This is a genomic window from Synechococcus sp. R5-15 (genome assembly GCF_047462035.1).
GTDB lineage: Bacteria > Cyanobacteriota > Cyanobacteriia > Thermostichales > Thermostichaceae > Thermostichus.
Genome location: NZ_JANSIK010000050.1, coordinates 1 through 11679, shown reverse-complemented (window position 1 = coordinate 11679; position 11679 = coordinate 1). Strand labels below are relative to the sequence as shown.

General features: G+C 58.0%; 8 protein-coding genes. 5 read left to right on the top strand and 3 right to left on the bottom strand.

Annotation, left to right across the window (positions count from 1 at the left end):
* The first annotated feature begins 202 nt into the window (after positions 1 to 202).
* Complete coding sequence (gene argS, locus NW839_RS05165; RefSeq protein ID WP_011433538.1) at positions 203 to 1999, top strand: arginine--tRNA ligase; 1797 nt, start codon at positions 203 to 205, stop codon at positions 1997 to 1999.
* A 283-nt stretch (positions 2000 to 2282) separates the two neighbouring features.
* Here argS and NW839_RS05160 read toward each other — a convergent pair whose 3' ends face one another.
* Both NW839_RS05160 and NW839_RS05155 read right to left on the bottom strand, forming a co-directional pair.
* On the bottom strand, positions 2283 to 2648 hold the full coding sequence (locus NW839_RS05160) for a hypothetical protein (RefSeq protein WP_011433539.1): 366 nt from the start codon (positions 2646 to 2648) through the stop codon (positions 2283 to 2285).
* Between the two features lie 37 nt (positions 2649 to 2685).
* Complete coding sequence (locus tag NW839_RS05155) at positions 2686 to 4362, bottom strand: hypothetical protein (protein ID WP_414350111.1); 1677 nt, start codon at positions 4360 to 4362, stop codon at positions 2686 to 2688.
* Positions 4363 to 4669: 307 nt separating this feature from the next.
* Between NW839_RS05155 and NW839_RS05150 the strand changes: the two genes are divergently transcribed.
* Positions 4670 to 5698 carry a LysR substrate-binding domain-containing protein gene (locus NW839_RS05150; RefSeq protein ID WP_414350110.1) on the top strand — a complete coding sequence of 343 codons (1029 nt, stop codon included), beginning with the start codon at positions 4670 to 4672 and terminating at the stop codon, positions 5696 to 5698.
* Here the strand turns inward: NW839_RS05150 and NW839_RS05145 are convergent.
* Positions 5580 to 8033 (bottom strand): ArnT family glycosyltransferase, encoded by a 2454-nt coding sequence (locus NW839_RS05145; protein ID WP_414350109.1) that lies wholly within the window; start codon positions 8031 to 8033, stop codon positions 5580 to 5582. The genes NW839_RS05150 and NW839_RS05145 overlap by 119 nt on opposite strands.
* A gap of 136 nt (positions 8034 to 8169) precedes the next feature.
* Between NW839_RS05145 and NW839_RS05140 the strand changes: the two genes are divergently transcribed.
* The 3 genes from NW839_RS05140 (at position 8170) to NW839_RS05130 (ending at position 11432) form a co-directional block, all read left to right on the top strand.
* On the top strand, positions 8170 to 9747 hold the full coding sequence (locus NW839_RS05140; RefSeq protein ID WP_414350108.1) for a cryptochrome/photolyase family protein: 1578 nt from the start codon (positions 8170 to 8172) through the stop codon (positions 9745 to 9747).
* A 75-nt stretch (positions 9748 to 9822) separates the two neighbouring features.
* Positions 9823 to 10365, top strand: a complete 543-nt coding sequence (nrdR, locus tag NW839_RS05135; protein WP_011433544.1) for a transcriptional regulator NrdR — start codon at positions 9823 to 9825, stop codon at positions 10363 to 10365.
* Positions 10366 to 10628: 263 nt separating this feature from the next.
* Positions 10629 to 11432: a hypothetical protein gene (locus tag NW839_RS05130; protein ID WP_414328720.1), complete on the top strand. Its 804-nt coding sequence runs from the start codon at positions 10629 to 10631 to the stop codon at positions 11430 to 11432.
* Positions 11433 to 11679 lie beyond the last annotated feature (247 nt).

Sequence of the window (11679 nt, the reverse complement as noted above, 5' to 3'; positions counted from 1 at the left end):
CAAAAGCTTGGCCTAAAGCTCTGTCCCGTCAATTTGTCAGAGCCATCTTCGCAAAGCAGGCGAGCAAAAGCAAAGTTTGGCTGGAGGAGCATCTATTCTTTTGTCAGATTTTGTCAGAGCCGGTTGGCTGTCGATATGATGATGCTTTTACTGCCCCAGGCATCCCTGGAACCTCTCTCGACGTCTGCCGACACGAACAGCCATGGCCACTCAACCCGTATCCACCTCGCTGATTCGGTTTCTCACCGCCGCCGTAGCCGAGAGCATTCGACGGGCCTCAGAGGCGGGGCAACTGGGATCCCTGGCCCCCCAGCAAGCCACAGCGATTGCCCCCGTGATCCAGATCCCCAGCGACCCTCGCTACGGCGATTACGCCTGTCCCACCCCCCTGGGCATGGCCAAGCTCTGCCGCCTAGCACCGGCCCAGATCGCCCAAACCCTGCAAAAACACTTGGATCTGCCGGACATCGAAACTCAGGTGGCGGGAGGAGGGTATCTCAACTTCCGGCTGGGGGATCCCTTTTTGGCCAAGCGCTTGCAAGAGCTGCTGCATCTGGGAGAAAACTTCGGCAAAACAGCCATTCCCCATCCTGAGCGCATTCTGCTGGAGTTTGTCTCCGCCAACCCGACGGGGCCTTTGCACGTCGGCCATGGGCGCTGGGCTGCCGTTGGCTCTACGTTGGCCAACTTGCTGCACTGGACGGGCCACCAGGTGGAGCGGGAGTTTTACATCAACGATGCCGGCAACCAGATGCGGCTCTTGGGCCAGTCTCTGGAGGTGCGGGTGCGGCAACTGCAGGGGGAAGAGGTGGCTCTGCCCGAAGATGCCTACCATGGCAGTTACTTGGTCGATATTGCCCGGCGGCTGTTGGGTCAGGTCAAGGCCGGGATCCGCCCTCTGCCCACCACCCTAGAGGAGTACACCGATTTTGCCTATGGGGAAATGCTGGCCTGGCAAAAGCAGACCCTGCAACAACTACGCACCGAGTTTGATCACTGGTTTAGCGAGCGCCGCCTGCACACCCCCGATCCCCAGACAGGCCTGAGCGCCATCCAGCAAGCTTTGCAGGAGCTGCAAGAGCGCGGCTTTCTCTACAAAGCCAAAGCGCCGCGGGGTGAGGATCCCAAGCCAGGGGCCGAAGAGGCCGTCTATTTCAAAACCCAAGAATTTGGCGACGACAAGGATCGGGTGGTGCAAAAGGCCGATGGTTCGTTCACTTATCTAGCCGCCGATATTGCCTACCACCGGGATAAAGTGCAGCGGGGATATCACCGGCTGATCAACATTCTTGGCTCGGATCACCATGGCTATATCGGCCGCTTAAAGGCGGCGGTGGGTGCCTTCAGCCCAGATGTCAAGCTGGAAATCTTGATTGGACAATTTGTCAAATTGTTCAAAACCGACCCGCAAACCGGTGAGAAAACCGAAGTGCGCATGTCCAAGCGCACCGGCAACTTTGTCTCACTCAATGACCTGATCGAAGATCCAGAAATTGGCGTGGGGGTCGATGCAGCCCGCTGGTTTTTGCTTAGCAGCAGCATGGACAGCCCCATCAACTTCGATTTGGATTTGGCCGTCAAACAAACTTTCGATAACCCGGTCGTGTATGTTCACTACAGCCATGCCCGCTGTTGCACTCTGCTGCGGCGGCTACAGGAAGAAGAAAAGGTTGAACTGACCAACAAAGTCCCTTTGACGGAGCAACAAAAACTGCCCTACAAAGAGCCAGAAGAGCGGGCCCTGCTGCTGCGCTTGTTGGCCTTGCCGGATGAGCTGATCGCCGCTGCCGAAGAGCGCGCTCCCCACAAGATCATCCGCTATGCAGAAGCCATCGCCGCCGATTTCAACAAGTTTTACGACAACTGCCGTATTTTGCCGCTCTTGAAAGAGGATCCCCTTTTGGCCCAAGCCCGCATCCAATTGGTGCAGGCCACGCAGCAGGTTTTGTTTAACGTCCTCACCGGCATTCTCGGCCTGAGCGCGCCGGAGTCTATGTGATTTACGAAGGAGTGCCGTAAGGCCCCCAGCTCACGCTCTGGGCGGAAGCCAGCTATAGCGGTCGCGAGTAGGTCAATTGCAATAAACCGTTCCACAACGCATAGTCATTTATCTCACCGTCAAGGTGAAACAAACGACCGGTTGCTTCCTGCTAAGGCCTCTGGCCCGCTAGCGCGATCAGTTGAAATAGATGGTAATAAAAACCACGACTGCTATCAGCCCCTTTGATTCCGGTAACGCCGATCCCCGTCTCGATGAGGGAGAGGAGATAGGGCTCAAGCGCCTAAGTTTCGACTCTGTGGGCGCGCAAGAGCAAGTTGGTTCCCAAGTCCTCTTGGGCTGCCCAAAAGGCGCAAATCCACCACGAAACCTCGTCTTGGCGATAAATGCCACAGGTGAAAGGATAAGGTTGCAAAATATTCGCCATCTGCGCTAAGGCCGGAACTTCCGCCATGTAGTCGGCCCACACTTGGGGATCCAAGGCTTCGTAGGTGAAATCGGAAGGAAAGAATGTGCAACTGGATTCCAGGCTGGGCCGGTTGGTCAGCAACAATTGAGCAGGATCTGAGGATTCACAGCCCAAGCGATCCCCGATCTGAAAGGTCAGTTGAAACAGGCGGTTAATCAGATCAAATTGCTCAGGGCTCATAAGTTCAGAATTCCTAACTTTCAGATTGGGATGGGCGTTAGAGTTGACAGGTGCGACGGCTGCGCTCCAGCTCCGGCTCGATCCAGGAGAGGGCGAAGTGACTCACACAGGGCAACTGCGGGAAGCGGCGGGCCAGCTCTGCTGTTTGGGTTTCCAGGCTGGGGCGTTGCCGCTGGGCTTGTCCCCATAGACCGGCAATGGCCGGGCAGACAAAGGTTTGGGGAGAGGCCACAGCCAGGACCTGCTCCACTTGCTGCGCCACACAGGAGCTATCCTCGCACTTGGCATAGGCCATTGGGTGCCATTCCATACCCGGATCAAAGCGGTCCCAGGGTTGCAGACGAGCGTCAAACCCTTCTCCTACTGCTTGGTTGCCTTCTGGGAAGAAGACAGCCCCCACCGGGATCCCCAGCCTCTGGGCGGGTTGGGCGGCCTGCTGTAGATAATCGAGAACGCCGTAGCGGGCAAACTCGACGCTCAGCTGCCAAAGCTGCTGCTGCCAACGTTCTTGGCGAACGGCGGCGCTGGGGGTGGGGGAAGGGGCAGGAGTTGGTGCTGCTGCCTCAGAACTGGAATCCGCCGGTTTCTCCAGACTCTCTGGTAAATCTTTTGCAGAGGAAAGCTGATCCCCCTGCCAATTCCTGCTGGCCATGTCTTGGGCAGCCCAGTCCAGTAACTCTGGGGAAAGCGCCCATTTCTCGGTCGGGCTGGGCCAGGGATCCCCTGGCTGCCGCCACCTGGGCTCTTCGGCATAGGTGGCATCCAGATGGAGAACATCTGCCACTGCAATGTAGCCCTGGCTTAGGTAGCTCTCCAGCAATGCCCGACCCGCCGGGTTTTCTGCCAAATTGAGGTAGGCTTTCCGGGCGGCCTCTCCATGAATCCACAAGTCTCGGACGGTGGCTGCCACGCTGGATCCCCCTGAGCCACGCGGATAGCGAATGTAGTCGAAAAGGATCCCATCTGGCTGTCGCTGTAGAATGCGGCGGACTAACTCGGCAAAATCCCGCCGTGCCAGGGGATGAAAGGGATCCACAAATACCTCGCCAGGACTGCCCAGGTCTTCCGAAAGGGCTGTAGCGGGATCCAAGACGGTGGTGATGCCGCGACCGTTGCGGGCCAGGGCCACCTGTCGATCGGGCCGTTGTCCGTAGCTGTAACCGAAATTGAGGGAAAACACCCAAGCATAAGCAGACAAACCGCGGCGTCGCGCCGCCTTCAGAGCCAGATCCAACAAGTCGGCGTTGGGCTGTAGGCTGGGCCAGATCCCCCCTGCGCCATCCGGCAAAATGGAGCGACCATCGTAAAAGGTCTCGATAAAGACGCGGTTGTAGCCCAGGTTTACCACTTGGTCGAACACCTGATCCAACACGCCCGGATTGGCATCACAGGGATGCAGACGTACCCAGATGGCCTGGATCTGGGGCCAGCGTTGGCTGCGGCAGGCGATCAAGGCAGCGCCATGTTCGGCCAAAACTTGGGTGTACTCGGCCCAAGCAGCATTCGACTGGGCAGCCTGCTGGCGCAGTTGAGCCTTGCGCGCTACCTCCTCGGGCGGCTGTCGGCAGTAGGCGTCGAGCCGAGCAGCCAAGTGGGATCCCCTCTGTTCCGCACTGTCTACGGAACCAGAGCTGGGGAAAAGGGAATGGCCGGGCCACAAGAACTGAGCCTGGGCCGTGATTCCGGATCCCAGCAACATCAGCGCGCCCAGCACACCCGCAAGCCAGCGGCTCCCTTTGTTTTTTGGCAGTCTTAGCACTCTCAACCTCCACGAGAATGTCTGCGATCGTACTCTTCTCCTGCCCAGAGAGCGGCTATTGAAAAAAAACAGCCGCCTGTGCCCAGACCGGCGCAATCCCTTGGTCGATCTCTACCTTAAGTCCGAGTGGTAGGGGGTTGCTCTTCGGTTTTGCCCCTTTCGCCACTGTGACCGTCAGCCAGGCTCTCATGGGGATCTCGCCAAAAGGCATAGATTAGCGCTTATGATTTAGTAGTAAACCTTTAGCTTTTCTTGATTGTCCATGAAGGCCATTACCCTGCATCAACTGCAAATCTTCGAGGTTGCCGCCCGCCACCTGAGCTTTACCCGCGCTGCCGAAGAGCTCTACCTGACCCAACCCACGATTTCCATGCAGATCAAGCAATTGAGCAAAGCCGTGGGGTTACCGTTGTTTGAACAGGTGGGCAAGCGGCTGTATCTCACCGAAGCGGGGCAAGCTTTACACCAAACCTGCGAGAAGATTTTTGAACAATTGAATCAATTCGAGATGACCCTTGCCGACCTGAAGGGGCTAAAGCAGGGACGGCTGAGCATTGGAGTGGTCACCACTGCCAAATACTTTATACCCCGTCTGCTGGGGCCATTTTGTCAGCAGTATCCCGGCATTGACGTAGCTCTTAGGGTGCTCAACCGCCAGCAGGTTTTGGAGCGGATGAGCAACAACATGGACGATCTCTACGTGATGGGGATGCCGCCAGAAGATCTGGACGTGGTGGCACAACCTTTTCTGGAAAATCCTTTGGTGGTGATGGCCTCTATTCATCATCCCCTGGTGGGCCAAAAGGGGATCCCTCTGGCGCGCATTGCCCAAGAACCTTTTTTAGCCCGTGAACCCGGCTCCGGCACCCGCATGGCTGTAGAGCGGCTCTTCGACAAGCATAACCTGAAACTCAACATCCGCATGGAGATAGGCAGCAGCGAAGCCATTCGCCAGGGCATTGTGGGTGGATTGGGCATTTCGGTTTTGTCTCAGCATGTGTTGGCCTTGGGGGGGTGGCAGCATCATCTGGCTATTTTGGATGTGGAAGAGTTTCCCATTCGGGGGTTCTGGTATTTGGTCTATTTGCGCTCTAAGCGTCTTTCGGTGGTGGCCAAAGCTTTTGCCGACTTTCTTCTTTCCCAGGTTTCTCAAATGGAGCTGGACTTTGTGGCTAAAGAGCAGCACAAATCCAATTCAAATCCCAATCCAAATCCGCTTTCCGGCAAAGAGGCTGAAGCACAGCCGAGAGCTCTTGTCGCAACCCCCGGATCCCCTCAAAGTCGTGAGTGAACAATACTCGCAAAAACCCCAGGTAAGCCCGCGCCCACTCGTCTTCCGGATCCAGCTCGACGATCTGTTGAAAATGCAACTGAGCTGCTTCTGGTTGTAACAGCGCCGCCAACAGCAAGCCCAGTTGGTAGTGGCTCTGGATTTGCTGGCTCAGTTGGCCTTGGGCAGCAGCCTGTTGCCATTCCCTCTCCAGCAATTGCCGTACCAGGATGCGATCTGGATCCGTCAAAAAAGTCGGGTATTGCAGGGTTGTCCAGGCATTGAGATAAAGGGAGAGGGCCTGCAGATCCCCAGCGGCAGCAGCTCTGGCCGCCTCGCGGAGAGGAAACAAGGGATCCGTTACAAGGGGGGATCCCTCCTTCGGGAAGCTCGACAGGGATCCTCTCCAGGATTGGTGTAGGGAATGGCGGATCCCTTTGGGCGACTGCCATTCCAGGTGGAGAAGGCCACCTCTTGGGAAGTCGGTTGTGGGCAGCGTCAAGATCTCTTCCACCAGCCAGCCGCCTGTTGAGTTGAGCTGCAGGCGATTCTGCCCCAGCACCCAGGCCCGCTTCTCCAAAACCCGTCCTTGCCCGTCTTCCAGCCGCGCCCAGACCAGCGTTTGGGCCAAGTTCTGAGCTGGGCCTTGCCAGCGCAACTTCCAGGCCGGGATCCCCAGCTCCAACAGCGCCTCAACCTCCACCAGCTCCACCTCCTCAGCTTCAAGAGGCCACTCCTGTACCGTCACCTTTGAAAAGCGAGGGAAGTAAGTGTGCGGCCGACCCACCGTAGGCAACTCCACCGCCGGATCTTGTCGCCAGTCTGGGCTGCTGCGCAGGTGCTGCCGGATCTGCTCCTTAGTCGGGCCATAGGGGCCGATAATCCCCTGTTCCCCTTCCGCATCCACAAACCCATCCAGCAAGGAGAGCTCCAACTCGGGCCAGGGGGTTTGCCCGGCAGCGCGGAACGTGACCGGCCAGCGCTGAAGAGCCGACAAGTAGGTGAGGGTTTCGGAAGAGATCAGCTCTGTGTTGGGGAGAACCCCCAGCGTGGTGGTCAAACCTGGCTGGATCAAGGATTGGATCCACTGGGTCAGCTCCTGCGTGGGGTGCTTCCCCTGCCAGCGCATCTGGATCCCCGTCCACAGAGGGGCCACCCCTGGGGTGAGGGGCCGACCCAAATTGGCCAAGGCCAAGCAGCCCAGAACTAGCCCTGCACAGACTCCCCTTTGCAAAGCCCAAGCACCCCAGCGTTCCTCCAACCACCGGCAAGCCTTTTGGATCCCGCCTGCTGATAACACCGCCAAGAGGGGCAGCAAAGGTAGGGTAAAGCGCACATCTTTGATGTCCACCAGGGTGTAGAGAAGGTAGCCGGAACCGTAGGTGGCCCACAAAACTGCCTCTCGCCTGTCCAGGGATCCCCACCCGCTCAGCAGCGGCAACCCACACAGAAAAGGGCTCATCTGCAGGGGCAGAAAGCGCAAGTAGGTGGTCCACCAGCACAGGGATCCCGCTGGGCAAGTGATGTAGTAGTGGGCAGTCTCGGCGTAAGCCCAGCCATTGCTGAGCACAAACAGCCAATTGGCCCCATACCAGGGCCAGCACAAAAGCAGCATCACACCCATCCCCAAGGCCAAGTGGGCCAGCCGCGCCGGCCAAGGGATCCCTTTCCACCACCCCACCGCTTTCCCAGAGCGCCAGAGGGCCTGACCTGCAACTCCCACCAAAGGCAGCAGCAAAAACAGCACCCCTGTCCACTTGGTGAGCAGCACCGCCGCCACCCCCGCCCCCACCCCCACCGCCCCCCGCCAGGAAGGCTTCTCCCCATAGGCCCACAGCGCCCAAAACGCCAGCGTCACCGCCACCACCAGCGGCAACTCCAACATGTACACGTGGGCCAAAGCCGTGATCCCCGGATAGAGGAGCAGCAGCGCCGCCGCCAGCCAGCCCACTTCCCCAGAGCGATAGACCCGCTGTCCCAGCCGCTGCGTTGCCAGAACCAGCACCCCCAGCAACCCCAAGTTGAGCAACTGCCCGTCCGCCCGGCTGAACGGATGTAGAACTGCCAAGGGGATCCCCAGCCAATAGGCCAAAGGGGGGTAGCGCTGGTTCAAATGCAAAAACTGCTGCCCCCACAGCCCATCCCAGCGAAACCGCTGCAGGTGAAGCCCAAACGCCTGCGCCTGCAACAAATGCTGCGCCTCATCCCAGGCTGGCGGCAAGGGATCCGTCGAATTCCAGATCACCAGCAGCAGCAGGGCCACCATCCCCAGCCCGGCCCACCACCGCAGGAAAGGGATCCCCGGCCTGTGGGGTCTCTCCGGCAATGTCTCTCTCTCCTCGTCTGTACCGTTCATGCTTTGAAAACAATCCGCAGAGATTCAGCAGACATTGGGATCCCTTGCAACTGCCACCTGGCCTTGCCCCCCAGAGCTAAACTCAACCTGTGTCATTCTCAGCGCTCCTCCCATAGACCGAGAGCTTCAGCATCCCATGATCGCTCCATCTGCCGGCCCAGAAGGGGTTTGGATCCTTGCGGATCAACTCCACCCACAGCAATCCGCCCTCGCTTCCCTCTCGACCCTATCCCCAGACCGAGTTCCCGTCATTCTCATCGAATCTCACCGGTGGGCCAGCTCCCGCAACCACCATCAGCAGAAACTGGTGCTGGTCTGGTCGGCCATGCGTCACTTTGCCCAAGAACTGCAACAGCGGGGCTACCCGGTCACCTACGTGGAAGCCGACAGCTATGCCGAGCCCCTGCAAACCTGGGCCAAGCAGCATCAACTGCAGCAGATCCGCCTCATGCAGCCAGCTGATATTCCCATCCGGGAGGAGGTGGAAAATCTGAGATCCACCCTCCCTTGCCCCCTCCTGATCTTGGAAAACAACCACTTCCTCTGGAGTACTCGTCAATTTATCGACTGGGCCTCAGGTCGCAAGCGCCTGCTCCTGGAAGACTTTTACCGCGAAGGGCGAAGACGCTTCCGCATTCTCATGGATGGCCCCAAGCCCCTGGGCGGGCGCTGGAACTACGACCGGGAAAACCGCCATCCCCCCAAACCCGGAATGCGCTACCCCCAGCCCCTCACCTTCCCCCCCGACGCCATCACCCAGGCTGTCATCGCAAAAGTTAAGCAACACTACGGCCATCACTTCGGATCTCTAGAAGGATTTGGCTGGGCCGTCACCCGCGCCCAAGCCCTGCAAGTGCTTGATCACTTCATCCACGAGCGCCTGCCCCACTTCGGCCCTTGGCAAGACGCCATGCAAGCCGGGGAAGACTTCCTTTTCCACTCGCTGCTTTCTCCCTACCTCAACTTGGGCCTGCTCACCCCCCACGAAGTCATCGCTGCCGTCGAACAAGCCTACCATCGCGGCGGGATCCCCCTGTCCTCCGCCGAAGGCTTCATCCGACAAATCCTGGGCTGGCGGGAGTACATGCGCGGCTTCTACGAATACCAAATGCCCAACGGCTATGCCCAGAACAACTTTTTTGGCCACCAGCGACCCCTGCCAGAGTTTTTTTGGACGGGCAAAACCGACATGGCCTGTCTGCAGCACACCCTGGATCAGATTCGCCGTCATGGTTATGCCCACCACATCCAGCGGCTAATGGTGCTCAGCAATTTCGCCCTCATCAGTGGCATTCAGCCCCAGGCAGTAGAAGCGTGGTTTCAGGATGTGTTTATCGACAGCTACGACTGGGTGATGCAGCCCAACGTCATCGGCATGGGCCTTTTTGCCGATGGGGGCATGCTCTCCACCAAACCCTATGCCGCCTCCGCTCAGTACATCCGCAAAATGAGTGACTACTGCCGCCATTGCCGCTACAATCCCAGCGAAAAGGTTGGCAAACAAGCCTGCCCCATCAATACGTTGTATTGGGACTTCCTGTTGCGTCAGCGATCCCTCTTAGCCCCCTTGGGCAGAATGAAATGGGTATTGATCCATTTGGATCGCATGGAACCGGAGCTGAAGGCCCAGATCCAGGCGCAAGCCGCTGCTTGGTGGGATCCCTTGCAATCTGCACTCGACGAACAGAGTCCATCTCATTTGCAATCTGTCTAAGCACCAGAAGATTAAGCATCCGGTAAAATTGAGGCACCCTCCTACCCACCTGTCGCTTTGTAAGGACTGCAAGCCATGAAATGTCCCCGCTGCAGCAAACAAGAAATCCGAGTTTTGGAATCTCGTTCGGCAGAAGGTGGCCAGAGTGTGCGGCGGCGGCGAGAATGCATGTCCTGTGGCTACCGCTTCACCACCTATGAGCGCATCGAGTTCATGCCCATCATGGTCATTAAACGGGATGGATCCCGCGAAAGTTTCAACCGCAACAAGATCCTGCAAGGGGTGATGCGTGCCTGCCAAAAAACCCCCGTCACCGTCAGACAGATGGAAGAGCTGGTCAATGAGATCGAAGAAAAACTGCAATTGGAAGATGCCCAAGAGGTAACCAGCCTGCGCATCGGCGAGATGGTGCTGGAGCGCCTGCAACACCTAAGTGAGGTGGCCTACGTGCGCTTTGCCTCCGTTTATCGCCAGTTTCAGGGTATAAAAGACTTTGTCAATGAGCTGGAACAGTTGGAACCACCTCTGCGACGGGATCTGGAGCGGCTGCTGCAGGACTCCTCTGCCTCAGATTCCGAATCTTCAGGCTCCCCGGACTTGGTGGGAGAGTATTCGTGACGTGGGAACGACAGCGCAAGCCGGCCCTCCCTGGAAGCAGCGGGGAAATGGCGCTTGTGGGCGGGAAAAATTGCTGTGAAGAGATCGCCCATTCCAAAGGCTTAGCGGTATGCTTGGGGTAGCAATCGCGGCTTACACTAAAGCTAGAGCTGCACACCTTTAGGTTGCCGGTGTTCAGCACTATTCTTGGAGATCCCTGATATCTTGGATCCCTCTGTGTCAAGCTGTCCCAGCCCCCTGTCCTTCCGAGTCGATCCCAATTTATGCAATACGGTTTTCGGGGTTCTAGCCCCTCTGGCGCTCGCAACAGCAACAGTAACCCCAGTGGCTTTCGCTCCCCTGCCGCAATGGAGACGGGGCCAGGGGTGGTGCCGATTCAGGTGTATCAACAAGTGGCCGAAGAGTTGGAGTCTGCCCGTCAGCAGGTAAGCCTGCTTTCCTCGGAAAACCAGCACCTGCGCGCTCTGCATCAGCAGTTGTCTGGAGAGCTCGCTGCCATCACCCGAGAGTTCCAGGGGCAATTGGGCCACACCCTGAAGCGCCTGCAGCAAATCAGCCTACGGCTTGCTGACGCAAATGGCCAGGCTGCCCAAGTTGCTGCAGCTTCTGAAGCCTCTTTCCAACAGAACAGCCCGACTGCCAATCCCGGCCAACCGGAAGCCCCTCCCAGCTACGATTTTTTGAATCGCCTCAAGCGCCGACAGGCCCGCAACGAGACCCCCTCCTTCTCATCCAACGGCTTTGCCCCGTCCTCCTTTGATTCCCTTCGCCACCCTTCCACCCACACCTCTGCCGAGCCCTACCCCCGCACCGGCTACCAGGTTCCTTCCCTGGACGAGTTGATGCAGGATAGGGGCGGCCCGGATCCCTATCTCGGCGAGGCAGACTCCTCAGCCTATTCCACCGGCATTTATCAGCGGGTACGGGAGCAACATCACGGATCCCAGGGCTCTGCCGTACTTTGGATGGCCGCTGCAGTCGTCTTAGTCATTGGATCGTTTGGGTTGGGATTTGTAGCCGTACAGCCGTTTTTGCGCAACAACCCACCGCCCGTGCAAGCACCCTGAGAGCTATTCACAGGATGCTCCAAAAGCCCGCTGGCGGGGTTAGGATGCCCCCAATGCGCTCCGCACCACTGACGAATGACCAGGGGTTATATCTGTGATCCAGGCTGTCGCTGCTCCTCTGACGCCTAACACATTCTTCGAGCATATGCCCGACGAGGGCCGCTTTGAGCTGTGCAATAGAGCATGACTCTAGTCAATAATAAGCTCAACTATACTGAAAATAATGTATAATATGTTCAGTACGGAT